Annotated in this window: 22 protein-coding genes and 1 rRNA gene; 14 read left to right on the top strand and 9 right to left on the bottom strand. The window is 44.9% G+C overall.

Translation table 11 applies throughout. From position 1 onward, the window contains the following. The first annotated feature begins 2 nt into the window (after positions 1 to 2). Genes MSP8886_RS21260 through MSP8886_RS21240 form a run of 5 tightly spaced genes read left to right on the top strand, consistent with a single transcriptional unit; the run spans position 3 to position 3,026 of the window. Positions 3 to 386 (top strand): Na+/H+ antiporter subunit C, encoded by a 384-nt coding sequence (locus MSP8886_RS21260; protein ID WP_067020960.1) that lies wholly within the window; start codon positions 3 to 5, stop codon positions 384 to 386. Further along, on the top strand, positions 387 to 1,898 hold the full coding sequence (locus MSP8886_RS21255) for a monovalent cation/H+ antiporter subunit D (protein ID WP_067020957.1): 1,512 nt from the start codon (positions 387 to 389) through the stop codon (positions 1,896 to 1,898). It begins immediately after the preceding gene. Beyond that, positions 1,895 to 2,380: a Na+/H+ antiporter subunit E gene (locus tag MSP8886_RS21250; protein ID WP_067020954.1), complete on the top strand. Its 486-nt coding sequence runs from the start codon at positions 1,895 to 1,897 to the stop codon at positions 2,378 to 2,380. Before MSP8886_RS21255 ends, MSP8886_RS21250 begins: the two co-directional genes overlap by 4 nt. Then, a complete protein-coding gene (locus tag MSP8886_RS21245) occupies positions 2,374 to 2,643 on the top strand; it encodes a K+/H+ antiporter subunit F (RefSeq protein WP_067020951.1) in 270 nt (89 codons plus the stop codon). Before MSP8886_RS21250 ends, MSP8886_RS21245 begins: the two co-directional genes overlap by 7 nt. A gap of 8 nt (positions 2,644 to 2,651) precedes the next feature. Beyond that, the gene (locus tag MSP8886_RS21240; protein WP_067020948.1) at positions 2,652 to 3,026 is read left to right on the top strand and encodes a Na+/H+ antiporter subunit G; all 375 of its coding nucleotides are present in this window, start codon (positions 2,652 to 2,654) and stop codon (positions 3,024 to 3,026) included. 147 nt (positions 3,027 to 3,173) lie between these two features. On the opposite strand, the gene MSP8886_RS21235 is transcribed toward MSP8886_RS21240, so the two are convergent. Continuing rightward, positions 3,174 to 5,198: a hypothetical protein gene (locus MSP8886_RS21235; RefSeq protein WP_067020945.1), complete on the bottom strand. Its 2,025-nt coding sequence runs from the start codon at positions 5,196 to 5,198 to the stop codon at positions 3,174 to 3,176. 487 nt (positions 5,199 to 5,685) lie between these two features. Here MSP8886_RS21235 and MSP8886_RS21230 point away from each other — a divergent pair, with 487 nt between their 5' ends. Continuing rightward, entirely contained in the window at positions 5,686 to 5,985 is a 300-nt protein-coding gene (locus MSP8886_RS21230) for a hypothetical protein (RefSeq protein ID WP_067020942.1), read from the top strand. 15 nt (positions 5,986 to 6,000) lie between these two features. Here the strand turns inward: MSP8886_RS21230 and MSP8886_RS21225 are convergent, their stop codons facing one another. Beyond that, a complete protein-coding gene (locus tag MSP8886_RS21225) occupies positions 6,001 to 7,518 on the bottom strand; it encodes a Ppx/GppA phosphatase family protein (protein WP_067020940.1) in 1,518 nt (505 codons plus the stop codon). A gap of 499 nt (positions 7,519 to 8,017) precedes the next feature. On the opposite strand from MSP8886_RS21225, the gene rho reads away from it, so the two are divergent. Beyond that, positions 8,018 to 9,283 carry a transcription termination factor Rho gene (gene rho / locus MSP8886_RS21220; RefSeq protein WP_067021009.1) on the top strand — a complete coding sequence of 422 codons (1,266 nt, stop codon included), beginning with the start codon at positions 8,018 to 8,020 and terminating at the stop codon, positions 9,281 to 9,283. Positions 9,284 to 9,423: 140 nt separating this feature from the next. Then, the gene (locus MSP8886_RS21215; RefSeq protein WP_067020938.1) at positions 9,424 to 10,164 is read left to right on the top strand and encodes an NAD(P)H-flavin reductase; all 741 of its coding nucleotides are present in this window, start codon (positions 9,424 to 9,426) and stop codon (positions 10,162 to 10,164) included. Between the two features lie 101 nt (positions 10,165 to 10,265). Here the strand turns inward: MSP8886_RS21215 and MSP8886_RS21210 are convergent, their stop codons facing one another. Together MSP8886_RS21210 and mqo are read right to left on the bottom strand one after the other, a co-directional pair. Next, entirely contained in the window at positions 10,266 to 10,535 is a 270-nt protein-coding gene (locus tag MSP8886_RS21210; RefSeq protein WP_067020936.1) for a YfcL family protein, read from the bottom strand. Between the two features lie 151 nt (positions 10,536 to 10,686). Next, the gene (gene mqo / locus MSP8886_RS21205; RefSeq protein WP_067020933.1) at positions 10,687 to 12,165 is read right to left on the bottom strand and encodes a malate dehydrogenase (quinone); all 1,479 of its coding nucleotides are present in this window, start codon (positions 12,163 to 12,165) and stop codon (positions 10,687 to 10,689) included. A 454-nt stretch (positions 12,166 to 12,619) separates the two neighbouring features. Between mqo and MSP8886_RS21200 the strand changes: the two genes are divergently transcribed. Then, complete coding sequence (locus MSP8886_RS21200) at positions 12,620 to 13,021, top strand: CBS domain-containing protein (RefSeq protein ID WP_067020930.1); 402 nt, start codon at positions 12,620 to 12,622, stop codon at positions 13,019 to 13,021. Between the two features lie 39 nt (positions 13,022 to 13,060). Here the strand turns inward: MSP8886_RS21200 and hslO are convergent, their stop codons facing one another. Continuing rightward, entirely contained in the window at positions 13,061 to 13,936 is an 876-nt protein-coding gene (gene hslO, locus MSP8886_RS21195; RefSeq protein ID WP_175365334.1) for an Hsp33 family molecular chaperone HslO, read from the bottom strand. 246 nt (positions 13,937 to 14,182) lie between these two features. Between hslO and MSP8886_RS21190 the strand changes: the two genes are divergently transcribed. From MSP8886_RS21190 to trxC, 4 genes are all read left to right on the top strand, one after another. Then, positions 14,183 to 16,108, top strand: a complete 1,926-nt coding sequence (locus MSP8886_RS21190) for an ATP-binding cassette domain-containing protein (RefSeq protein ID WP_067020927.1) — start codon at positions 14,183 to 14,185, stop codon at positions 16,106 to 16,108. A 135-nt stretch (positions 16,109 to 16,243) separates the two neighbouring features. Continuing rightward, positions 16,244 to 17,233 (top strand): porphobilinogen synthase, encoded by a 990-nt coding sequence (gene hemB, locus MSP8886_RS21185; protein ID WP_067020924.1) that lies wholly within the window; start codon positions 16,244 to 16,246, stop codon positions 17,231 to 17,233. Between the two features lie 202 nt (positions 17,234 to 17,435). Beyond that, positions 17,436 to 19,652 (top strand): polyphosphate kinase 1, encoded by a 2,217-nt coding sequence (ppk1, locus tag MSP8886_RS21180; protein ID WP_083201086.1) that lies wholly within the window; start codon positions 17,436 to 17,438, stop codon positions 19,650 to 19,652. Between the two features lie 131 nt (positions 19,653 to 19,783). Next, a complete protein-coding gene (gene trxC / locus MSP8886_RS21175) occupies positions 19,784 to 20,203 on the top strand; it encodes a thioredoxin TrxC (protein ID WP_067020921.1) in 420 nt (139 codons plus the stop codon). A gap of 259 nt (positions 20,204 to 20,462) precedes the next feature. On the opposite strand, the gene MSP8886_RS21170 is transcribed toward trxC, so the two are convergent. Both MSP8886_RS21170 and MSP8886_RS21165 read right to left on the bottom strand, forming a co-directional pair. Beyond that, the gene (locus MSP8886_RS21170; protein WP_067020918.1) at positions 20,463 to 20,774 is read right to left on the bottom strand and encodes a hypothetical protein; all 312 of its coding nucleotides are present in this window, start codon (positions 20,772 to 20,774) and stop codon (positions 20,463 to 20,465) included. Positions 20,775 to 20,901: 127 nt separating this feature from the next. Continuing rightward, the gene (locus MSP8886_RS21165; protein WP_067020915.1) at positions 20,902 to 21,339 is read right to left on the bottom strand and encodes a hypothetical protein; all 438 of its coding nucleotides are present in this window, start codon (positions 21,337 to 21,339) and stop codon (positions 20,902 to 20,904) included. A gap of 715 nt (positions 21,340 to 22,054) precedes the next feature. On the opposite strand from MSP8886_RS21165, the gene scpC reads away from it, so the two are divergent. Next, positions 22,055 to 23,548: a succinyl-CoA:acetate CoA-transferase ScpC gene (gene scpC / locus MSP8886_RS21155; protein WP_067020911.1), complete on the top strand. Its 1,494-nt coding sequence runs from the start codon at positions 22,055 to 22,057 to the stop codon at positions 23,546 to 23,548. Positions 23,549 to 24,137: 589 nt separating this feature from the next. On the opposite strand, the gene MSP8886_RS22740 is transcribed toward scpC, so the two are convergent. Both MSP8886_RS22740 and rrf read right to left on the bottom strand, forming a co-directional pair. Beyond that, positions 24,138 to 24,266 (bottom strand): hypothetical protein, encoded by a 129-nt coding sequence (locus tag MSP8886_RS22740; protein WP_281197880.1) that lies wholly within the window; start codon positions 24,264 to 24,266, stop codon positions 24,138 to 24,140. A 112-nt stretch (positions 24,267 to 24,378) separates the two neighbouring features. After that, positions 24,379 to 24,493, bottom strand: a 5S ribosomal RNA gene (gene rrf / locus MSP8886_RS21150). Positions 24,494 to 24,639 lie beyond the last annotated feature (146 nt).

Below are 24,639 nucleotides of genomic sequence, written 5' to 3'. Positions count from 1 at the left end.
TTATGGAAGGTATTTACGCATTTTCCGTTGGCCTACTCACCGCCTGTGGTGTGTTTTTGACGTTACGAGGCCGCAGTTTCTCCGTGGTCGTAGGATTAACCTTATTGTCCTACGCTGTGAATTTATTTCTGTTCGCCAGTGGTCGATTGAAGCTTAATGCCGCTGCGGTCTTAGGGCGCTCTGAACAGTACAGCGACCCCTTACCTCAAGCCTTGGTTCTGACGGCTATCGTCATTGGCTTTGCGATGACGGCTTTTGTGGTCATTCTTGCCATGCGCGCCCGAGCGGACTTGGGAAATGATCATGTTGACGGCCAAGTGCCCAAACCTAAACCCCCGATCCTGCAAAAGGGCAATACCACTCACAAAGCCGGAGGCGGTCAATAAATGCAGCATTTGAGCATTTTCCCTATTCTAATTCCGTTGCTGTGTGGCGCCTTGATGCTGCTACCCCCCTTTTCGAAGACCCTTCAGCGACAGCGAATTTTATCTGTCATTGGCACCTTCGCCTTGCTGATATCGTCAGCCTTTTTACTGCATCAAGTGATGATGAAAGGCGTTCATTTATATGCATTGGGCGATTGGCAACCCCCCTTTGGTATTGCCTTAGTGGCAGACCCTGTCTCGACCTTGCTGGTGACCTTGGCGTCTTTTCTAGGCTTTGCGGTCATGCTGTACGCTTTGAATGATCATGACAAAGGAGGCGCGTACTTCCATCCGCTGTTTATGTTTCAGTTAATGGGTATTAACGGCGCCTTTTTGACAGGAGATATCTTTAACCTTTTTGTCTTTTTCGAAGTTTTATTGATTGCCTCCTATGCGCTATTGGTTCACGGCGGAGGCAAGCCAAGAACTCAGTCAGCACTGCACTATGTGATTCTCAATTTAGTCGGCTCTAGTTTGTTCCTGTTTGGTTTAGGGATTATTTATGGCACCTTGGGTACGCTCAATATGGCGGACCTTGCGGTCAAAGTCGGCAGCCTGCAAGGTGAAAATGCAACGCTAGCGAAAACGGGTGCAGCGCTTTTATTGGTCGTATTTGGGCTAAAAGCCGCCATGCTACCCATGCATTTTTGGCTACCTCGTACCTATGCCAGCGCCACTGCGCCCGTTGCGGCCCTGTTTGCGATTATGACCAAAGTCGGCATTTATAGTATTTTCCGCGTTTATGTGGTGATCTTTGGCGACCACGCGGGCGAGCTGGCGAATATCGCTACACCTTGGTTATGGCCTCTAGCACTTTTGACCATCACCATCGGCACCATCGGGGTCATCGCCAGCCCTGGGCTGAAAACCTTAACCGCCAATTTAGTGATCGTTTCCAGCGGCAGCTTATTGGTGTGCGCGGCCATTCATTCAGCAGCAGCCACCTCTGCGGCTTTGTATTATCTGGTTCACAGTACCATCGCCTCTTCCGCGCTGTTCTTATTAGCGGATGTCATCGCGCGTCAGCGTGGTCAAGCGGAGGATCGCTTTGTACGCTCACGCCCATTTATGCAGCCTAAAATGATTGGCTTTGCCTTTGCTATTTGTGCATTGGCTATGATTGGCATGCCGCCGCTCTCCGGTTTCATCGGAAAAATCATGATTCTACAATCCGCCCATACAACAGCAGAATCTGCTTGGGTATGGCCGTTGATTCTCGTCAGTAGTTTGGCGGCTTTAGTGGCATTTTCACGCGGTGGGACAACCATGTTTTGGCGTCATAATGGCAACTCTAATAACGATGTGAATACGGCAAAGCCCTTAGAGATTATCGCCATTGGCTTACTATTAGTCGCTTTACCACTGATGGTTGTGTTTGGTGGCGACATCACGGATTACACGCAAAACGCCGCGAACTATTTACACGATTTTAATGCTTCGGCTTATGATTTATTACCAGGAGTGACGTCATGAGAGTCTTTCCTATGCCTTTTCACAGCCTGCTATTGTTTGTGGTGTGGCTACTTTTAAATAATTCCGTCAGTGCTGGCCATATTGTGCTCGCTGCGTTTTTTGCTATTGCCATTCCGTTATTCGTTAATGGCATGCGCGATGAGCACCCTAAGATCCTCAAACCATGGCGTGCGTTTCGCTATGTTTTAATGGTGATGCGCGATATTTTGGTGGCTAACATCGAGGTTGCTTGGCTGATCATTCGTCCTATCAAACATTTAGAGCCTGGTTTTGTCGCGGTTCCTATCAATATTCGCTCCGATCTAGGCATCACCATTTTAGCCAGTACGGTTTCTCTGACACCGGGCACGGTGAGTGCTGAAATCTCTAAAGACAAGCAATGGCTATATGTTCACGCTCTGCATTTAGAGGGAGAAGCCGATTTGATCCATTTGATTAAAACTCGCTACGAAGCCCCTCTTAAGGAGATTTTCGGATGCTAAATTGGACACTCTTTATTGTCGCCGTCTTCATTTGTATCGCTTTGTTCTTGAATCTATGGCGCCTTTTTAAAGGGCCAACCATTTCTGATCGCATCTTGGCGCTAGATACTATGTACATCAATACCATTGCGCTGATTTTAATGTATGGCATTTACGTGGGTACTAGTTTGTATTTTGAAGCCGCCTTATTAATCGCCATGCTTGGTTTTGTCAGTACTGCTGCTTTATGTAAGTACTTACTTCGTGGCGATATCATAGAATAGGATTGATTATGCCTTTATATCTCGAAATCATTATTTGTGTTTTGCTGCTGATTGGTGGTGTGTTTTTGTTGCTTGGCTCTTATGGCTTAGCACGACTACCTGATATTTTTACCCGTTTACACAGTCCGACGAAAGCCAGCACGCTAGGCATTACAGGGGTTTTATTGTCTTCTATGGTATTTCATAGCTATCAGAATGGCAGCCTTTCAGTCAACGAACTGCTTATCACTCTATTCTTACTGATTACCGCACCAGTCGCGGCTTATATGATTGCCAAAACGGCCATTCATCATGAGACCCCACCGTTAGATAAAACGAAAAATGCCCATTTGGTAAGCAAAATACGTGATCGACAAGCCCCAAAAGAGAATGATGAAGCCTAATTGGGCTTAAGCCAGCAGTTCGATCACACCATTGTGAAACACAAAAAAACCACGCTGTCGCTGACAGCGTGGTTTTTATTTGGGAACGCTTAATATCACTCTATGCTTTATATTCAGTTGCTTAGTTCCTCAATATAAAGAGGAAGACTAGTTAAGCGACAACATATTGGTTTTACTGATGCGATGACGATAAATTTCACGCAGATATTTAATCGCATTTTTCACGTTTTTCATGTCCAAACGAATATCATTGATGGACACAAAGCGCTCGCTATCTTCGATCAATTCTCGGTATTTTTTCTCATACATAGGCTTGATCGCATACCAGTTGGTATCGAGAATTTTCGCTGGGTTTTCATACTCAAGGAAGTATTTTTCCACCTCCTCTTCATCGAACACGTCACCTTGAATAAAGCCGATGATGGCTTTATCAATTTCATCGTTATAGCGATACTCATCACGAGCAAAACAGCGTTTCATGTACGATACCATCAAGGTTAAAAAGTCATCGCTCAGACACGGACTTTTGGCTATCAAGGTGGTTAATGATAAATTCGCCGATGCTCCAATCACTAAGGCATAACGCTTCAGAGTCGTATTAGGGAACAAGCGGTTCAACTGTACTTTTAGACGGTTCATCGCCGTGAAGGATAATTTAAAGTCCCTTGGCACCGAAATAATCGACACAATGGACGAACAGTTTTTAAAGAAGTGTAGATTGTTTAATTTATTAGAGTCATATTGGCTTTTACGATAATCTTGAATGCAGTTACGATAACGCTCAGACTCCACAGGCAACACACTGATGCCCTCAATCGCCGAGGTATCATCGTTAAAGTGGGGTAGCTCAATGGAGCGACAAAACAAATCATCAATGTCCACTTCGCTCATGGGGCCTTTCTTTCTGACCACACTTTCTGCATAAGCAACCGCCACGGGGCCAGCTAAACTCATGAATAGATCGTTGGCATCCAAGCGGATGGTTTCGGCGATGTCGATACCCGCACGGCGGAAATAGTCCTCATCGTAATCTGTCGTGACCGCTTGAGCAGTTAGGATGTTAAAAATTTGTTGCGAGATATACTGATTGGCGTATTTCTCCATGGTATTAACATCAATATCTTCCACATCGTTACCGTCTTCTTCCTCGGCGTAGCGCATAATATCGTTCGATATCAGCATCATGGAGTTCCAAGGACGAATACGTTGCATGACGTTTTCGGGGTCTTCGTCGTTATCTCGCTCTTCGTTATAGGAAAAATCCCATTCCTCTGAGACATATTTCGTCAGCAAGCGCCCTGCGTTAATGTGTAATGCTTCAGAAATATCAATATCTTTGCCGGAGATATTTGGCAAAATACAAATACCTGAGGTGAAAATCGGCTCAAATACAAAGCTGTGACGTTTATCCACGGCTTTGTTTAACTCTGCACGGTAATCAAAGGTTTTGCTTAAATAGGAAAACTGCTGCGCCAAACCAAACTCAGAGGCCATCCCTGATCCAGTTCCACCACCCGCACTGAAGATATAAAAATACAATCGCGATTGATTCGCTTTGATGCCACAAGAATCCACTAAATAAGAATGCATATGACGCCAGCTGTCATTACGGAAGCTGGATGTATCTTTGTTGAGAATAATCTTAGCGAGATATTGCCCCAAAATAGGCGCGTTACCTGCACCACCAGCATGTACTTCAGACAGATCCATGATCTGCAATTTACGGTAGGCTTCTAGAAATTGCGCGCGCCCTGCTTGACTAGAAAAACGGATGCGACCTTCGATGTCTTTATCCAAGTCGCCTAGCATGACAATGGGCTCAATCAGAAAAAGTGGGGTTGAACTGGATTTTTTATCGATGGAAAACTTTTTACGAATCCAATTGAGCGACTTAAGATCACTCTCTTGTGCTTGTTTCTCATGATATTCCACTTCGTGGAGGTAGCTGGTTCTGGCGTTGTAAACTAAGGTAGCTACTTCCAAAGCGATGTTAGAACCACAACGCCCAAGACCAACAAGGCATACCGAAGGGAAATTTTGCTCTACATTTAACTCTTCATCCGGTATGACAGGGTGGATTTGCTGACGAACAACGTCTAGGTTTTCAAGGATTTTTTCTAAATTAGGTTCGGTAAAAAAGAAATGTTCTATGGGTAGATTATCGCGGTTCATAAAATTTCCCTATTAAGATCACTGTGTGCTGCAATCTTAGTTCATTATAATTTTTTTATCTTGAATAATGAGTGCAAGCGCCGCTTACTCAGTGGTCATCATTACTCGCTGTCATTATTTAGGACAATAGCACTATTTAAATACAAAGTAAGCAATGAGTAAAAATAGATATTTTTCAATTTGTAAAAAAAAGTAAGAAGCCTCTAGGCACCGCCACCGCTCGAAGTAAACGCGTCATATCCTCCCTTGGAAATAATCAGTAAACGCAATTGTCTTGGTAAACCTAGCTGGTCACTTTTGCAATAACGGAAGCAGCAACTCGGTTCTCCCCCTTAGCCGGGCAAGACAACAACCGCTTTTTACCACCCACATCATGAGCTTAAAATACGAAAATAAGTAGGAATAGATAAGTATAGGGGAATCTGGATAGTTGTTTTTCTAAGAAAACTGAACAATAATTAATCAAACTAACATTTAGGAGCTTCTTATGAGCGTCTCCTCAGTGTCTTACAATGACTGGTCAAAAATACTCCCCACAGCGCCAGCTTCTGCGGCATTGGCGAATAACTCGTCTGGGCAACATCCTGCTCAATCACGGGAAAGCCTTCATTTGTCAACAAAAGCACAGCTAATCAGTCAGCAACTACAAGCGAAAACAGATAAAGAAGAAGCCCCCAAAACAGAGTCCATTCAAGTAACTTCCAGTGTTGGCAAATCGGCCAGCGCTTCGGGGCTGACCCGCAATGAAGCGATCGCTATGTATCGCTCCATTGAGTCCATTCTGTAACATTTATTAGTTGAACTAGCTAAAAGTCAGGGTGTAGTTAACGGCAGATAAGTAATCGGCCTCACTTTGAAGGTTCGCCAAGGTGAGAGGTCGGCCATCCAACCAGCCCGGAAGAAAATCCGCATGCAAATGTTTATCATCGGCTTTTAAGGTAAATATGGGCATATCACCTTCTTTGCGATCATGATGCAACAAGATTGCTAAGCGTAATAAGATAGACAAACGATCCAAATCCTGTTGATCACTTTTCGTAAATTTAAAGTTAAGGGATTGAGTGAATTTACGTCGATGGCGCAGAATCAAGTTCGCCAAGGCCTGCTGCTCTTGTTGAGAAAAGCCAGGCATATCTGACTCGCTGATGATATAGGCGCCATGTTTATGGTAACGGCTATGGGAAATGCCTAATCCGACTTCATGCAGCAACCCCGCCCAACGCAATAAGTCCTCGCTAGAGATACTGTTCAATCCCCAATCCTCTTTGACTTGGGCCAAGGCCGATAAAGCGGTATGGGTGACTAGTTTCGCTTGCTCAGTATCTATGTGGTACTGGCTCAACATATAGTTGACAGTACGTTCACGAATATCCGATTCAGCATAACGCCCCATGATGTCATATAGCACCCCTTCCCTTAAGGCTCCAGGGGAGAAGTCCATTAACTTAATATCAAAGCATTCAAACACTGCCGTGAGAATGGCCATACCCGCAGCGAAGGTGGGTTTTCGTTCTGGCTTCAAGCCAGGAAGGTCAATTTTGTCAGCATGACCTGCGCTAAAGAGTGCTTTTTGGATTTGCTTAAGGCATTTAGGGGTGATGCCTTTTTTGCTCCAGTTATTTTCTTTAACAATATTAAAAACGGCTTTTATCGTACCAGAGGAGCCAATGGCTACATCCCATTTTTCCTCTAGATAGTCATCTTGGATACTTAATAGCTCCAGACGCGCGGCAGTCACCGCTTTTTGAAAATTCGATTTAGTGATGGTGCCGTCAGGAAAAAATCGCTGACGAAAGCTGACACAGCCCATGTGCAGGCTTTCGGTGAGAAAAGGCTCTAACTGATGACCGATAATAAACTCGGTGCTCCCTCCTCCAATATCCACCACCAAGCGTTTTAAATCACCATGATCCATAGTTTTCGACACGCCGACATAAATCAAACGGGCCTCTTCTCGACCCGCAATGATTTCAACCGGATGGCTCATGATATCCATCGCTTTACCGATGAAATCGTAGCGGTTTTTCGCCACACGTAACGCGTTGGTACCCACAACACGAACAGAGCCTGGCGGCATACCTTCTATTACTTGAGCAAATTGAGACAAGCAGTCCAAACCGCGCTGCTGTGACTCATCATCCAATATGTGATCATTTAGACCCGCAGCTAGCTGAACTTTTTCACCAAACTCACCCGTAATCCGCAACTGCCCGTGCGAAACTTGAGCGATAACCATGTGAAAGCTGTTTGAACCTAAATCAATCGCGGCAATTTTTTCAAACGGAAAATCATGTGACTGTTGCAAAAAGAGGGACTGCATCCGATAGCCTTTTTTCAGTGAAAAATCTTGTTAAAAGAAAGTATATCAGTTGTTTGTAGCCTCTTAATAGAAGAGACGAACTTCCCAACTCAAAAAGGCCATTAAATCGCTAAAAAGAATGATATAGTTATATAAATCTTTTGTATTGTTTGCGAAAAAAAGTTAGCTTTAGCCTGTTTTGATCAAAAAATTACCAAAAAAACCTTTTTTTCGCATGATTTCCTATAGACCTTACGTTTAAGTCGAACTATAGTAGTTACTGTCTTAGTGCATAAAGCTGTCGCTATTGGGCATTAAGACTCCAATCAAACCGTTTCGCGCAGTATTGGCCTTACCCCTATTTCGGGTGAACAAAAGCACCAGCTAGCAAAATTTCACTGGCTGCTGTTTTATGCGGACTAATACTGATACTTTGTTAAATACTTCAGACACAGATTAGCATAGTTAGAGGCTAGTCCCGTCAATTGTCCTTCAAGATGAGCTAATGCAAAACCCGTTTATGAACCTTACCGAATTAAAACAGAAATCAGTACACGAACTCTTAGATATCGCCGCTGAAATGGGCTTGGATAACATGGCCCGTTCTCGCAAACAAGATGTCATTTTCTCCATACTCAAGCGACATGCTAAAGGCGGGGAAGACATTTACGGTGACGGTATACTAGAGATTCTGCAAGACGGCTTTGGCTTCCTACGTTCTCCGGACAGCTCTTACTTGGCAGGACCAGATGACATTTACGTATCACCAAGCCAAATTCGTCGCTTTAATCTTCGCACAGGCGATACTATTGCCGGCAAGATCCGACCGCCAAAAGATGGCGAACGGTATTTCGCTCTATTAAAAGTTAACGAAATTAACTTTGATAAGCCTGAAAGCGTCCGCAATAAAATTCTTTTTGAAAACCTTACCCCTCTTTTCCCCGATGAACGCCTAGTCATGGAGGCCGGCAATGGCTCCACTGAAGACGTAACCTCACGTATCATCGATTTGGTCGCACCGATGGGTAAAGGGCAGCGTGCCTTGGTTGTCTCGCCACCAAAAGCGGGTAAAACCTTCATGCTACAAAACATTGCCAATGCCATTACTCGCAACAATCCAGAGTGCCATATGATCGTTCTGCTGATTGATGAGCGTCCAGAGGAAGTGACAGAAATGTCACGTACCGTTCGTGGCGAGGTGGTTGCTTCTACGTTTGATGAGCCACCAAGCCGTCACGTTCAAGTGGCAGAAATGGTCATCGAAAAAGCCAAGCGCCTTGTTGAACACAAGCGTGATGTGGTCATCCTGCTGGACTCCATCACCCGTCTTGCTCGCGCTTACAACACCGTTATCCCATCTTCTGGTAAAGTCTTAACCGGTGGTGTCGATGCCAACGCTCTAGAGCGTCCAAAACGCTTCTTCGGCGCCGCTCGTAACATCGAAGAAGGCGGCAGTTTAACAATTATCGCAACCGCTCTAGTAGATACGGGTTCAAAAATGGACGAGGTCATCTTCGAAGAATTTAAAGGGACCGGTAACTCTGAGTTGCACCTTGATCGTAAGATCGCTGAAAAACGCACTTTCCCTGCTATCAACATCCGTCGTTCTGGTACTCGTCGTGAAGATCTTCTGACATCAGAAGACGAGCTACAACGTATGTGGATTCTGCGCAAATTGCTGAACCCTATGGAAGATGTTGCCGCCACTGAATTCTTGATCGACCGTTTACGTGTAACGAAAACAAATGATGAGTTCTTTGAATCCATGAAAGGCAAAAATAAATAGTCTCGACATCTTCGGGACTATCGGAAAAACCACTTTCATGAAGTGGTTTTTTTTTACCTCCACTCGCGCTATAAACAGTGATCATAAAGACAATATGACTCAATTTTTACCATTGGGCCAGCAGACTATGGAGCAACGCATTGAAAGACGTCACCGCAACAGTCAACTCGGTAGAACTAGTAAACCATAACGTCTATGAAGTCACGTTGCAGATCGAGGAGATGACTTTTATTGCAGGCCAATATTTGATGATTGCTCTGCCCTCTGGTGAAAAGGTTCCTTATTCCATTGGTAGTGCTCCCCATGAACTGCCTAAGCTCTCTTTGTTTATTTTGGTCTCGGAGCATAATTCATTGGCACAAAAAGTCATTGAACATATTAAAAGCCAAGAGACGATTCAGCTCAAAATAGCAGGTGGCGATTGCCATATAGGGTGCGACGTTTTTCAACAACATGCCCAGCAAGCGAACCCTGTTCTGTTGATTGCAGGGGGGACAGGCTTTGCACAGATGAAGAGCATCTATGAAAGTCTACTAGCACAAAACTACCAAGGAAAAATCGCGTTTTATTGGGGGGTAAGAACACCAGAGGATGCTTTTATGGCAGAGTGGATCAAGCAAGCCCAGAGCCAACATCCGACAGTCTCTTGTGATGTGGTAGTAAACGAGGCCAATATTGATTGGCAAGGTAGAACTGGCTGGCTATACGAGGCGATATTAAAAGATCACCCAGATTTAAGCGACAGTTTAGCCATCATCAGTGGTTCGGTAAACATGGTTTACGGCACACTGGATCAACTCGAAAGCCACCATCTAAAAACAGAAAACTGCCTATCCGATGTATTTGCTTTTGCCCCTCATCCAAGCAAGCCAGCACGGTAAGTCTTCACATACTTGTTGTATGCCATAAAAATAAACAACGAGCGTTAGGTAATGATGCTCGTTGTTTGTCCCGATCAGATGGGAAGATCCAAATAAGATGCTTAAACCGTTTGACGCGTCTTATGCCACAAATTCAAAATCAGTGTTTGATCAGCTTCGCTGACATTTTCCGCCTCTAAAGTATCCCTTAACGTCCCTTCAAATGCTTCATCGAACTCAGCCTGTCCCTCGCCCTCTGCACTGCTATGCAACCCTAATAGTCCTAATAGATAAGCACAGTAAAAAAGTTCATCGCCTTCTTCCGCTTGGTGTTCGATCTCGCGCAGTGCGTCACAAAGCTGATCAGCGCGCTCAGAAAAGGTCATTGTCATATGCTTTTTCCTGTTGTTTCTTCCGTTGTAAGTGTTGGGAATCCCCAGTGAAACACCTTGCAGAGCAATGCTCTCTGGCCATTACTCTCTAGAAATAGAAAAAAGCTGGACATAAAGACCAGCTTTTTTGTACTCAGTAAGACTGATACCTTTACGGTTTAAGATTCAAGGTTTCAAGTGTATTTTGACGAATCGACAATAACAGATCGGTATTTTCGACTAAAGACTCACCATAAGAAGGAATCATTTCTTTCATTTTGGCATGCCATTGTGGTGATTTCATCTGCTCAGGGAAGCATTTTTCCAGAATGCCGATCATGGTATTCACGGTTGTGGATGCTCCCGGAGACGCCCCTAATAGCGCCGCTAACGAGCCATCTTTTGTGGTAACGGCTTCGGTTCCAAACTGCAATACGCCACCGCCATGTTGACCCCTTTTAATCACCTGAACGCGCTGACCTGCGTAGGCCAATTTCCAATCTTCATCTTTCGCACCGGGAAAGAAATCACGCAGAGAATCGCAGCGATCTTTGTGACTCTTGCGCACTTCGCTGATCAAATACTTAGTCAAATCCATGTTATTTTTGCCCACCGATAAGATAGGCGCTAAGTTATTCAAGCGCATGCTCATTGGAAAATCTAAAATAGAGCCTTTTTTCAAGAACTTAGTCGTAAAGCCGGCAAATGGACCAAACAAAATAGCTTTTTTACCATCAATGATACGAGTATCTAAATGGGGAACGGACATTGGTGGCGCACCAATCGGTGCCGCTCCATACACTTTCGCAAAATGCTGTTTAACGATCTCTGGTTTATCACAAACAAGCCATTGGCCACTGACAGGGAACCCACCGTACCCTTTGCCTTCTTCGACGCCAGAGTTCTGTAGCAATGGTAATGCCCCACCGCCAGCACCTAGGAAAACAAACTTGGCATTGAAACGCTGTGTAGAACCATTTTGATGTACCAACACACCCCAGGTTCCATCCTGATTTTTGTCAATGCGATTCACTTCCGCATTCACTCGCAGCTCGAAGTTATCCATAGCTTGCAATGCGTTAACCATATTACGGGCAATCGCTCCGAAGTTAACGTCTGAACCATGTTCAATACGTGTCGCTGCAAGGGGCTCTTTCGTATCACGATTGTTCATAATGAGTGGCACCCACTCACGTAACTTTTCTTTGTCTTCCGTGAACTGCATTTCTTTAAAGGCGGGATGAGCACTCATGGCTTCATAACGCGCTTTAAGCATATCCACATTGTCTTGCCCCCAAACAAAGCTTTGATGCGGCACACGATGAATAAACTCGTTAGGCGCTGGCAACTTACCTTCTTTTACAAGGTAGGACCAGAACTGGAGGCTCACTTCAAATGCCGCATTGATGGTAATGGCCTTATCAATATTGACACTACCATCCGTATTCTTAGGGGTGTAATTCAGCTCACAATATGCGGCGTGACCTGTCCCTGCATTGTTCCAGCCATCCGTGCTCTCTTTAGCCACACCGTCTAGGCGTTCTACCATGGTAATCGAAAGGTTCGGGTCTAATTGCTTGAGTAACATTCCTAGGGTGGAGCTCATTGCTCCGCCCCCGACTAATAAAACGTCTACAGAATTTGAGGTCATATGGTTTCGCCGTGTCATAGCCAATTATGAATTTGAGAGTGATACGAAAGGGGGCTTTTGGCCAACAGTTTGATGTAGGGATACTGTCATACTTTGTGCCACTCTCCTCAGAGCGACTCTTGCTGTTAATCGATTGATAACAATCTGAGACGCACAACCTTATCCAGGATTCTGAGCAGGTATTCTTTGATTATACGGATTTTCCCAGCAATGTCTTGGTGGCATAAATTAAGACTGTCGCTAAAAGTGTCATTCGCTTTTCTTAGATCTAGGCTTTTATAGGATTTTCGTCAAAAAACAGCACTTTTTCTCTACATTTAAATAAAGATTTCTCAAAAATGGTCGATATATTTATAAAACGATATTCAATATAAATAAGATCAATTCTGTTACTAGGAAGCACCCAAAAAAAGCGCAAGCTTGCGTCTTCCTCATCCCCTTTTGGAGGTGTGTCATGCTAGCAAGAGATATTATGGTTCGTGATGTCGTTTGCGTCGATATGGATACGCGCTTAACAGAGGTGATCCACATCATGGAAGAAAAAGGGTTTCACCACCTTCCTGTGTTGGAAAATGACGTGTTGGTTGGCATCATCTCTGATCGTGATCTGTTACGAATTATCAGCCCCTTTATCGGCAGTGTATCCGAACAATCACGAGATAAGGAGACACTCAATCATGCCGCTCATCAAGTTATGACACGACAACCTCTAACGGTAAAAGAACATTCGTCGATAGAGGAAGTCATCTCATGGATGGGAAAAGTCGCTATTTCCTGTATGCCCGTGGTGGATGCAGAGAATCATGTCGTTGGTATTATTTCATGGCGTGATTTGATCCATAATGCGACATATTAACGACTCAACACAACCTATTAACTGGCCAAGCCCCCCCCCTTAGTGGGTTTGTGCTTGGTCACCCAATAAATCTACTAAATCCGCTTCTGTGAACTCGTATTTCTCGGCACAGAACTGACAATCCACCTTGATACTGCCTTGTTCAATCAATAACTGTCGAACCTCATCCGTGCCGATCGAAATCACCGCTTCCAAAGTCCGCTGGCGAGAACAAGAGCAACCAAATTGCATGGGGTTGGTATCGTACAAGCGTACTTCTTCTTCATGATATAAGCGATGCAATAATTCTAGCGTATCTAGCCCCAGTAGCTCCTCATCTTTCACCGTAGAGGCTAAGTGGGTAAGACGCGCCCAGGCATCCTCATCCCCTTCTTGTGCTTGCTCAGCAGGAAGGCGTTGTAAAAACAGTCCTGCGCATTGGGCGCCATTTGCAGCAAGCCAAACTCGGCTTGGCAACTGTTCAGACTGTTGAAAGTACTGCTCTAAACATTCAGATAAAGACTCTCCGACGATTTCGACAATCCCTTGATAACGCTGACCATTACGGGGAGTAATAGTGATAACTAGGTAACCACCAGCTAACACTTCTTTTAGCGAAATGATGTCAGGCACTTCTTGAGCCTCATCCCATTGAGCAATGCCTCGTAGGTTATGCTTTTCATCGCACTCGGCCATCAAGGCAGACAAATAACCATTGCCTTTCGCCTGAATGGATAACACACCGTCAATTTTAATAATATCGCGTAGCAGTGCGATAGCCGCAACAAACTCCCCCAACAATTTTTCCAAACCTAAGGGGTAAACTTTTCGTTTAATAATCTCTTGATAGGCACTACTCAATAACACACGCTCGCCACGCACGTTGGTCTTATCAAAAGAAAATCGCTGAATCTCGTTAATCAATGCACTGTTCACAAAATCACCTTACGCCTCTTTAGACGTGAGTAAAGTTCAAATAATATTGCTGCGCATTTTACCCTTGAGCCTACGAATCATCTACCTTAATAGATGAACTAATTAGGATCTCAACAGGAAAACTTGCTGACGGCTATTTCGTTTCCCCGTGTCGCCCTCTAAAATGCATACCAAGACGCAAATGCACGACTTTGCCTTAATACCAATATAGCGATATTTTACCGACGTTTAGAGATTCCCTGTTTTATGATCCAATTTAGCGAAGTCAGTTTACAACGTGGCACACAATTTCTTTTGGAAGAAGCCGACCTCACCATTTTTGAGGGCCAAAAGGTAGGGTTGATTGGCGCAAATGGCGCCGGTAAGTCCTCGCTTTTTGCAATGATTCGCGGTGAACTCAGTGCCGATACCGGCGAGGTCATTCTTCCAGGCCAACGACGTATTGCTTTTATGGCCCAAGAAGTCGAAGAAACGCAGCGCAGTGCTTTGGATTATTGCCTCGACGGCGATGACCATTTGCGTCTCATCGAAGCCAACATCGCCAAAGCACAAGCACAAGATAATCACCACGACCATGCCCTCTGGCTTGGTGAGTATGAAAGCGCCCATGGCTATACCGCACAATCCCGTGCGGAAACACTCTTGCAAGGTCTCGGCTTTAAAATGTCGGACATGCATAAACCCGTCGCCGATTTTTCTGGGGGATGGCGAATTCGCTTAAACCTTGCCAAGGCGTTAATGTGCCCATCTGATGTACTACTATTGGACGAACCAACCAACCACTTAGACTTAGATGCTGTCATGTGGTTGGAAAACTGGTTGCGACAATACCCAGGCACTTTGTTACTGATTTCACACGATCGGGATTTTCTCGATGGTATTTGCAGCCACATTGTTCATCTCTATCAAAAAAAACTCACTCTTTATAAGGGTAATTATTCCGACTACGAACGCCAGCGTTCAGAACACTTAGCCCAACAACAATCTAACTTCGAGCGACAGCAGGCCAAACGAGCCCACTTACAACAATATGTGGACCGTTTCCGCTACAAAGCCACAAAAGCCAAGCAGGCTCAAAGTCGTCTAAAAATGCTGGAAAAGATGGAGCTGATTGGCCCTGCCCACATCGACTCGCAATTTTCATTTTCTATCCCCGTGGCTGAAAAAACGTCTCAACTATTGATCAATCTATCGCAAGCCGATTTGGGCTATACCTCACCGACAGGCGAGCAATCAATTCAACTTGGTAACAGCAACTTTGCCCTGCGAGACGGACAACGTGTCGGCTTACTTGGTCCCAACGGCGCAGGTAAATCGACGTTAATTAAATCCATTGTGGGCGAACTGGCTATTCTCTCGGGAGATCGCGTCACGGGTGAGAATTTAAAAATAGGCTATTTCTCTCAGCATCAATTAAGTGCACTGGATTTAGAAGCCTCGCCATTACTGCACATCCAGCGTCTTACCCCGAAGGTCTTAGAGAGCGATATTCGTCGATATTTAGGTGGTTTTGGCTTTATCGGTGATGATGCACTTCGTCCGGTGAAAGGTTTCTCGGGTGGCGAAAAAGCACGTCTTGCTTTGTCATTAATCTCTTGGACAAAGCCCAACTTATTGGTCCTTGACGAACCCACTAACCACTTGGACATCGAAATGCGCCAAGCGCTCACCGAGGCCTTACAAGAGTTCCCTGGTTCCATCTTGTTGGTCTCCCATGATCGTCACCTACTGAATAGTACCGTTGATGAATTTTATCTTGTTGCCGACCATCACATTCAACCTTTTGAGGGTGACTTAGCCGCTTACCATGCTTGGTTACAAGCAAGACAAGCTAATGCGGCTCAGATCGAAAAAAATGAACTGAACCCAGATAAAGTGGAGAAAGTTGATCGCAAAGAAGAACGCCGTAAGGCGGCGGAACTGCGCGAAAAATTACGCCCTCTTCGTAAGCAAATAGAAAAATACGAAAAAGCGGTTCAGACCGCTCAAAGTCATTTGGACAAGATATCAGACGCCATGACGGATGCGACCCTATACGAAGCGGAGCAACGAGACAAACTGCAGACACTCCTCAGCGAGGAGGCCAAATGGAAAAAAGCCCTAGAAGAAAACGAAGAAGCGTGGTTTGAAGCACAAGAAGAACTGGAAGATGCCCAAGCACAGCTGAGCTAGTCGTCGAGTCAAAACAAAGACTTAATTGGGGAAAATGATTAGACGTTGTGATAATACACAGCAGTTATATCAACAATGACTTAAGATTGTCACATAAATAAAGTACATTCTTATCAAGCGAAAAGGAGATATTGGATGACCTTTCCATATACCCGTATGCGCCGCATGCGTAAAAACGATTTTTCACGACGCCTCATGCGAGAGCATCGCTTAACCGCTGACGATCTCATCTATCCCATGTTTGTCATAGAAGGAAAACAGGTGAGAGAAGCCGTTCCTTCCATGCCAAACATTGAACGAGTGTCTATTGATATTTTGCTCGAAGAGGCCAAAGAGATTGTAGCACTGGGCATCCCCATGATTGCCCTGTTTCCCGTGATCTCTGGTGATAAAAAATCCCTTGATGCGAAAGAAGCATATAACCCCAATGGATTGGTACAACGCGCAGTAAAAGCTCTAAAAGACGCGTTTCCAGAATTGGGCGTATTAACGGATGTGGCGTTGGATCCCTACACCACTCATGGACAAGACGGCATCATCGACGACGAAGGTTACGTATTAAACGACATCACCGTAGAAACGCTTGTCAAACAAGCGCTCTCTCATGCTAAAGCAGGGGCTGACGTAGTAGCCCCTTCGGATATGATGGATGGGCGCATTGGTGAAATCCGAGATGAACTCGAAGCAGAAGGCTTTATTAATACGCTGATTATGGCGTACGCAGCCAAATACGCATCCGCCTACTATGGCCCATTTCGCGATGCCATTGGCTCTAGCGGCAATTTAGGAAAAGGCAACAAATTCACCTATCAAATTGATCCAGCAAACTCAAACGAAGCGATTCGTGAGGTGATGTTAGATATAGACGAAGGTGCCGATATGGTGATGGTAAAACCAGGCTTACCTTATTTGGATATCATTCGTCGTGTCAAAACCGAATTAGAAGTACCCACTTTTGCTTACCAAGTCAGTGGCGAATACGCAATGCATATGGCAGCGTTTCAAAATGGCTGGTTAGACAAAGATTCCGTTATTTTGGAATCCTTAGTGGCATTTAAACGTGCCGGTGCCGATGGCATCTTAACGTATTTTGCAAAAGACGCAGCTCGCTTGCTGAAAGGATAATATCCCCCTTATCCAGCTCTGATTTCTTAAACGTAAATTCCGCCTGCTAAGATGAGGAAAATTTACTCAAAGCAACACAGAGCTATAGGCTTCTAAGCTGCGTTAGTGTAATTTGTTAGTTAATGCCTACTCTTTCTTAGGTAGGCATTAAAGCAAGATACCAATAATATGAGAAGACGGTATTTGGGAGTTACGAAAGCGCATGTCTGAACAGTCTGTGAACGAAATGGAAAAAAAAGAAGCGGTTGCAACGCCATTAGTAGAGGCCGAAGAATTGGTATTAGAACCCATTCCGGAGCAGCCTCAAGATCCTAATAAAGTTGCGATAGAAGAGCGCTTACCCGAACAAATTGACTTGGCCGATCCCGAGTTGTATTTCAACCGTGAACTCAGCCATCTACAATTTAATGCCCGTGTGCTTGAACAAGCCATGGATGAAAATCACCCTATCTTTAATCGTCTTATGTTCTTGTGCATTTTTAGCTCGAACATGGATGAATTCTTTGAAATACGTGTTGCCGGTCTAAAAAGTCAACTTGAGTACAGCCGTGAAAAAAATGGTCCAGACGGCATGCACCCGAAAAAAGTCCTTAGCTTAATCAGTGAACATGCACATAAGCTGGTACGCCGCCAATATCGCATTCTTAATGATATTATTTTTCCTAAACTGGCCAACGAAAACGTTAAATTTATTCGTCGTACCGTCTGGAATGAAAAACAAGCCGCCTGGGTAAAACGCTATTTTAGGGATAACGTCCTACCTATTATTAGCCCCATTGGACTCGACCCTGCTCACCCATTCCCAAGGCTCGCCAACAAGACCTTTAACTTTGTGGTGGAGTTAGAAGGCCGTGATGCCTTTGGTCGTGAGAATGGCTTAGCCATTGTGCCTGCTCCTAGTTCATTACCTCGTTTGGTCAAATTGCCCGATGATGTGTGCGAGGGTGGCGACAATCTAGTATTCCTATCGTCTATCATTCACGCCCATGCGGATCAGCTGTTTCCTGGCATGACGGTAAAAGGCTGTTATCAGTTCCGCTTAACCCGTAATGCTGACTTAGAAGTGGACTCAGATGATATCGGTGTCGACTTAGCAGGGGCGCTGAGAACCGAACTTCAAAGCCGCCATTATGGTAGTTCAGTACGTTTAGAAATCGCTAATAACTGCCCTGCGCACATTGTTGACTCCTTGCTCAAGCAGTTCGACCTTGAAAAACAAGATTTGTACCGTATCGACGGCCCAGTCAATCTAAGCCGTTTATTGGCCGTATTAGAATTAGTCGATCGTCCAGATCTAATGTATCCACCATTTTCTCCAGGGCTGCCTAGGAAACTCGCCAGTTCAGGTGGTATTTTTGAAGCCATTCGCCAACGCGATTACCTGTTGATGCACCCATTCGAAAGCTTCTCACCGGTTATCGATTTATTGAGCGACGCAGCCAAAGACCCTAATGTCGTAGCGATTCGTCAAACACTTTACCGTACTGGTGCGCGTTCCCCTGTTGCTAACGCGTTGGTTGAAGCCGCTCGTAACGGCAAAGAAGTAACGGTGGTCATCGAACTACGGGCACGATTTGATGAAGCAGAAAACTTAGCTCTTGCTAGCCGCTTACAAGACGCTGGCGCGATTGTTGTTTATGGGGTCGTTCGTCATAAGACCCATGCGAAAATGATCCTCATCGTCCGTAGAGAAGGCTCAGAACTAACGCGTTATGTACATTTAGGCACAGGGAATTACCATGCTGGTAACGCCCGCCTCTATACTGACTATAGCTTCATGACCTGTGACAAAGAAATCGGCGACGATGTGCATCGAGTTTTCCAACAGCTGACTGGTATGAGCAAAGAACTCAAGGTGAAAAAGCTCTTACATGCTCCTTTCACACTACGTGATCGCTTGTTGGACATGGTTAACCGCGAAGCAGAAAATGCTCAAAAAGGCGAACCATCTCGTATCATCATCAAAGTAAACTCCTTGACGGAGCAACGCTTGGTTCAAGCGTTATACAAAGCCTCTCAAGCGGGCGTGAAGATTGATTTGATCGTTCGTGGTATTTGTACACTTCGCCCTGGCATCAAAGGTGTGTCTTCCAACATCCGCGTCCGCAGTGTCATTGGTCGTTTCCTGGAACATACTCGCGTTTACTACTTCTATAACAACCGTAACCCTCAAGTATACTTATCCAGTGCCGATGGCATGGATCGCAACTTGAATAACCGAATAGAAGTTGCCTTCCCACTTCAAGACGTCAGTTTATCTCGTCGTGTGAAAAAAGAGCTGGAGTTATATTTATCGGATAATACCCAAAGCTGGATTTTACAGAGCGATGGTTCATATCAACTCTCAAAACCTCGCAAAGGCGAATATCGCAGCGCGCAAAGGGCTTTGCTAAGCGAATTGGCCGACAATACGCGATAACGCTATCTTTATCTTGTTAGTCATATAAGGCTCTGATCGACCCAATCAGAGCCTTTTTTACTTGCGTCTCACCCTTGAATTTCGGTAATCCCATCCCATTTACATTAGTATATTCTAATAGGAGACACACTATGAATATCGCGTGTCCACACTGCTTCACCATCAACCGCATCCCTGAGGGCAAATCCCATAAAGCAGGCAAATGCGGTAAATGCAAAAGCGCTTTGCATACCACTCACCCCGTAAACCTCACAGAACAAAACTTCCAGCAATACATTGCCAATACCGATTTGCCAATCGTGGTCGACTTTTGGGCCGAATGGTGTGGACCATGTAAAATGATGGGGCCAGTTTTTAGTCGCCTTGCGGAACGCTCAGAAAAAGCTTTGTTTGCCAAAGTCGATACTGAACAATGCCAACGTATTAGTGCGCAATTCAACATCCGCAGCATCCCAACACTGATCGTCTTTAAAAGCGGTAAAGAAATAAACCGTCTAAGCGGCGCGTTACCAGAAGTCCAATTAGAACAATGGATTAATCAGAATATCTAGACACTTTTCGCTGCAATAACAGATTAGATAAGTAATTTAATATAGAGACCTTTGCACAATGTCACGTTGCTTGGCCTTGTTAGAAGGGCTATCGCCCATAGGCCTCTCGTACATCATCTACCAACTGGGCACATTCCCGCAGTAAAACCAACGATGAGCGAACTAGCCTTTCGTTCCGCCCTGGTTCCGATTCACCATCTGGGAGATGTTTACCACCGTGAAATAGATTATTTCTAACGGTTCGAACCATCAGTATCAGTTACTGAAGTTGGCGTTGGGCTGGATCGATTTCAAAATCTCGAAAGCGGACTCGCTCATCGTCAGCAAGGAACTGTTTACGGGGAGGAAAATCCCAAAGAAAATCAACGGCTGCTTTCAACTCCTCACTGGTTTCAGCATGGAACCGTTCATGAGCCTCATTGGCAAATCGATCCCACGAGGCAAAAATATCGTTTCGATTCCGAAACGCGAATCTTGTCGCTTTTAGTGCATACTCCATCCGAGCAAACACCACCAGAAACTCACACGCCAGATCACTTGGCATATGAAGGTGCCGGAATGCCGTATCCATGTCTCTCCTTCTAACGCTCCGCTCACCTGCGCATACTGTGAAGAGCGTTTTTGTGTGAAAATGGAGCGCAGCGGTATACACAAAAACGAGCGTAGCAGTATGTGTCAGCGTGCAGCGGTTTGTTAACTTACACCCCTCTAAAACTTTGGATGGCTCTGTTACCACTTGCCATAGAAGCAAATACCAAGGATAAAAATACAATTAAAGTTCCAAAATACAGAACACCTTTTTCAAAGTTAAAAGTTGACCAATCAATATACTTCGACAGCATAACAAAAATAACAAAATAAATGGCAGCAACGACAGTTACAATATAGCTCCACAATACTTCAATAAAATCACAAAACCTTTTCCCACGCTCCGGGAGTATGTCATACAGACTTGGACTCATTGCCTCTCTAACTCTCCCCATTATGCGTGATATCAAACCTGTGATATCAGATAAGAACTGCTGAATATGATTCGTATAGAGAGTTTTAACTATGAAAGAAAAGAGCAATACATAAGCCGCAACATGCAAATGGCCATCAAGGCCCAATTCCTTGAATAATTTTATTTCTTCCATAGAATTCCTCTTTGAAGCTAACAGTTTAATAGTGCGCATGTGCGTTTACATATCATTCAAATCTTATTGATTTAACTATAAGTCACTGACTCTGAAGCCATTAATAGAGATATCAACAAAGACTAAAATTAGAAAAACGAGCATGCTCGTTATCCCGTTTATCCACAGCGCGTTATTTCGACTATGAATTTGCTTAATGATTGATCTTAGAGCATATTTTCAATTTTCGCTAAGGAAAACGAGAAAGTTTTATCGACAAATCGATCCATTGGCTGTGATTTATAGCAATAGCAGGCTTTTTTAGTCACCTTGGCGGTTTGAGTCGCGCTGACGCGTTGAGCTTGCGAAACAGGCGCAAGCGAATTGAATGGCAAGGTGGACTGGTATAGGCTAATCGTGATCCAAGATTGATTCCTGAATACCAATAGGATCAGTCTCATTGATTTGCGTAAGAGCCATCAATGTCCCCATTGATTGCGCTATCTAAGCATATAGTCAACATTCACTTCCCGAATCTCAGACTTATGTCTAACTTACTCTCTAAAGCAGAAGCCTTATAGTAAGTCACCTCTTCATTTTTATCCGTAATATAAATTTCGCCAAAACTGAGGCCTAGAAAATAGGCTCCGTGCTCTAGTCCAGAGAACTGGCTACAGAGCGATTTATATTATCTAAAGTAGATCCTAATTAATAAAAACAGCATAAAGGTTTCAGGATGCAATTAGAGCGAATTAGACATGCAGGCTTACATGAAAAAGTCATGTCAGCTGAGCAAGCAAGTGAATTTATCAAAGACGGTATGACCGTGGGCATGAGTGGTTTTACCCGTGCAGGGGAAGCCAAGGCCGTTCCTAAAGCACTGGCTGAGCGAGTGAAAGAACACCCGCTAAAAATCAATTTAATGACCGGTGCATCGCTGGGGAATGACCTTGATAAAATTCTAACCGAATCCGGCAGTCTCGCGCGTCGTATGCCCTTTCAAGTGGATACCACATTACGCAAAGCCATCAACAATGGCGACGTCATGTTTATTGACCAACACCTTTCTGAAACCGTAGAACAGCTGCGCAACCATCAATTAAAACTGCCAGACATTGCCATTATCGAAGCCATTGCGATTACAGAAGAAGGTCATATTGTGCCAACGACTTCTGTAGGTAACTCAGCAAGCTTTTCCATTTTTGCTAAACAGGTGATTGTCGAAATCAACACGTCGCATAAGCCAGAGCTCGAAGGATTACACGACATCTACATTCCATCCTACCGCCCAACACGCACGCCAGTACCACTGGTTAAAGTGGATGACCGAATTGGCAGCACTGCGATTCCAATTCCACCGGAAAAAATTGCGGCGATTGTTTTCACCAGCCAAAACGACTCTTACTCAACCGTTGGGGCGCCCGATGAAGACACGGCCGCCATTGCCAAACACCTCGTTACCTTTTTAGAAAACGAAGTCGCTGAAAAACGCCTAGCGCCAAACCTAGGGCCGCTACAAGCGGGCATCGGCAATATCGCCAATGCGGTGATGATGGGCTTATTGGATTCGGATTTTACCGACCTCACTATGTACTCTGAAGTTCTACAGGATTCGACATTTGATCTGATTGATGCTGGAAAAATGACGTTTGCTTCAGGCTGTTCTGTCATCTTATCAGAACGTATGAACTCAAAAGTCTTTGATAACCTTGAGCATTACAAAGACAAACTGATTCTACGCCCACAAGAGATTTCTAACCATCCTGAAATCGTGCGTCGCCTTGGCATCATTGCCATCAATACCGCACTGGAGTTTGATATCTATGGTAACGTGAACTCCACACACGTCTGTGGCACTCGAATGATGAACGGCATCGGTGGCTCTGGCGACTTTGCCCGTAACGCCAACATGGCCATCTTCGTTACCAAATCCATCGCCAAAGACGGCGCCATCTCAAGCGTTGTCCCCATGGCCAGCCACGTGGACCACAACGAACATGATGTGGATATTCTGGTGACCGAACAAGGTCTTGCTGACCTTCGTGGTTTAGCTCCTCGTGAACGTGCGGTGCAAATCATCAAACACTGCGTGCACCCAGACTATCGCAACCAAATGCTCGACTACTTCGAACGTGCTTGCGCTCGTGGTGGCCATACACCACACCTTCTAGATGAGGCTTTTAGCTGGCACATCAACCTAGAGAAAAATGGCACCATGAAGTTGCTTTAACTAAAACAGCAGAACCCGAGGTGGAGACTTTATGGAAGTTTACTCTCCTCATGATTTGAAAAGATAAATAGGAATACATTGAAACCACCTTGCTATTGGATTCGCGCCGACGCATTTAGGTGCAAGCAAATACAGTGGCAAGGTGGCAATCTGCAAAGGCTGTAAGGCCATGGATTACCACCTTCGCGGTAATGGCGTTGTGAATGCAGGTGCTGTAGGAATGACACCCCTTGATCTCACACTCTATCTTTGAAAAGATTAACTCAGATCAATCGTCGCCTTGCTATTGGATTCGCGCCGACGCGTTGAGCCTGCGAAACAGGCGCAAGCGAATACGATGGCAAGGTGATAGTCTAAGGCTGCAAAACAATAGATTACCGCCTTCGCGGTAATGACGTTGTGAATGCGGGATCTGTAGGAATGGCAAGAGACGCTCTCACGGCCCCGAACCCAATTTTTAGGGAGGTTGACTCCCCTTTTTACGTTTTTAGATTTTCTTGAGACGAAAAAAAGCCCCGACCATTTCTGATCAGGGCTTCCTATTTAAAATCTTGATAACGACCTCACGGATCTAACGCTATGCGTTATCCTACTTCGCAGCGCCTCCGGCGTCTTTGGCTGGTTCCTTTGGAACATCGCCAATCACATGACTTTTTAATTCAATCAAGCCCACACTACCATCGGCGATGGCAAGCGCCTGCGGCGAATAAAGTGCCACTTCTGAGTTCCGAGATGGGATCAGGTGGTTCAATGCGGTTGATTGTTTAGAGCGTTTATTAAGACGAAAAAAAGCCCTGACAGCATAAGCTATCAGGGCCTTCTAAATTAAAGCTTGACGGCGACCTACTCTCACATGGGATCTCCCACACTACCATCGGCGATGGCGCTTTTCACTTCTGAGTTCGGGATGGGATCAGGTGGTTCAACGCCTCTGTGACCGTCAAGCAAACTCGTGTGCGCAATGCGCAAATTCGTTCACTTGTCTCTGTTAACAATTCTGTTTTGAAATAGCGACAACCAAGCTCAAACCGGATCGTATTCTGTGTCTTTTGTGTGTCTTACGACCTCCATGGAAGGAGGAAGTGCTGGAA

Origin of the sequence: Marinomonas spartinae (assembly GCF_900089775.1) — a bacterium.
Taxonomy (GTDB): Bacteria; Pseudomonadota; Gammaproteobacteria; order Pseudomonadales; family Marinomonadaceae; genus Marinomonas; species Marinomonas spartinae.
Note: the sequence above shows the minus strand (reverse complement) of the source record. Positions and strands in the feature narration are given on the sequence as shown.

Coding starts and splice junctions, on each gene's coding strand:
- MSP8886_RS21210 (WP_067020936.1), bottom strand. CDS start 10,535: ATGACAATGACCTTTTCTGAGCGCGCTGATCAGCTTTGTGACGCACTG.
- MSP8886_RS21250 (WP_067020954.1), top strand. CDS start 1,895: ATGAGAGTCTTTCCTATGCCTTTTCACAGCCTGCTATTGTTTGTGGTG.
- MSP8886_RS21235 (WP_067020945.1), bottom strand. CDS start 5,198: ATGAACCGCGATAATCTACCCATAGAACATTTCTTTTTTACCGAACCT.
- MSP8886_RS21190 (WP_067020927.1), top strand. CDS start 14,183: ATGATCCAATTTAGCGAAGTCAGTTTACAACGTGGCACACAATTTCTT.
- mqo (WP_067020933.1), bottom strand. CDS start 12,165: ATGACCTCAAATTCTGTAGACGTTTTATTAGTCGGGGGCGGAGCAATG.
- MSP8886_RS21245 (WP_067020951.1), top strand. CDS start 2,374: ATGCTAAATTGGACACTCTTTATTGTCGCCGTCTTCATTTGTATCGCT.
- MSP8886_RS21240 (WP_067020948.1), top strand. CDS start 2,652: ATGCCTTTATATCTCGAAATCATTATTTGTGTTTTGCTGCTGATTGGT.
- MSP8886_RS21255 (WP_067020957.1), top strand. CDS start 387: ATGCAGCATTTGAGCATTTTCCCTATTCTAATTCCGTTGCTGTGTGGC.
- MSP8886_RS21165 (WP_067020915.1), bottom strand. CDS start 21,339: ATGGAAGAAATAAAATTATTCAAGGAATTGGGCCTTGATGGCCATTTG.
- MSP8886_RS21200 (WP_067020930.1), top strand. CDS start 12,620: ATGCTAGCAAGAGATATTATGGTTCGTGATGTCGTTTGCGTCGATATG.
- MSP8886_RS21260 (WP_067020960.1), top strand. CDS start 3: ATGGAAGGTATTTACGCATTTTCCGTTGGCCTACTCACCGCCTGTGGT.
- trxC (WP_067020921.1), top strand. CDS start 19,784: ATGAATATCGCGTGTCCACACTGCTTCACCATCAACCGCATCCCTGAG.
- scpC (WP_067020911.1), top strand. CDS start 22,055: ATGCAATTAGAGCGAATTAGACATGCAGGCTTACATGAAAAAGTCATG.
- rho (WP_067021009.1), top strand. CDS start 8,018: ATGAACCTTACCGAATTAAAACAGAAATCAGTACACGAACTCTTAGAT.
- MSP8886_RS21230 (WP_067020942.1), top strand. CDS start 5,686: ATGAGCGTCTCCTCAGTGTCTTACAATGACTGGTCAAAAATACTCCCC.
- ppk1 (WP_083201086.1), top strand. CDS start 17,436: ATGTCTGAACAGTCTGTGAACGAAATGGAAAAAAAAGAAGCGGTTGCA.
- hemB (WP_067020924.1), top strand. CDS start 16,244: ATGACCTTTCCATATACCCGTATGCGCCGCATGCGTAAAAACGATTTT.
- MSP8886_RS21170 (WP_067020918.1), bottom strand. CDS start 20,774: ATGGATACGGCATTCCGGCACCTTCATATGCCAAGTGATCTGGCGTGT.
- MSP8886_RS21225 (WP_067020940.1), bottom strand. CDS start 7,518: ATGCAGTCCCTCTTTTTGCAACAGTCACATGATTTTCCGTTTGAAAAA.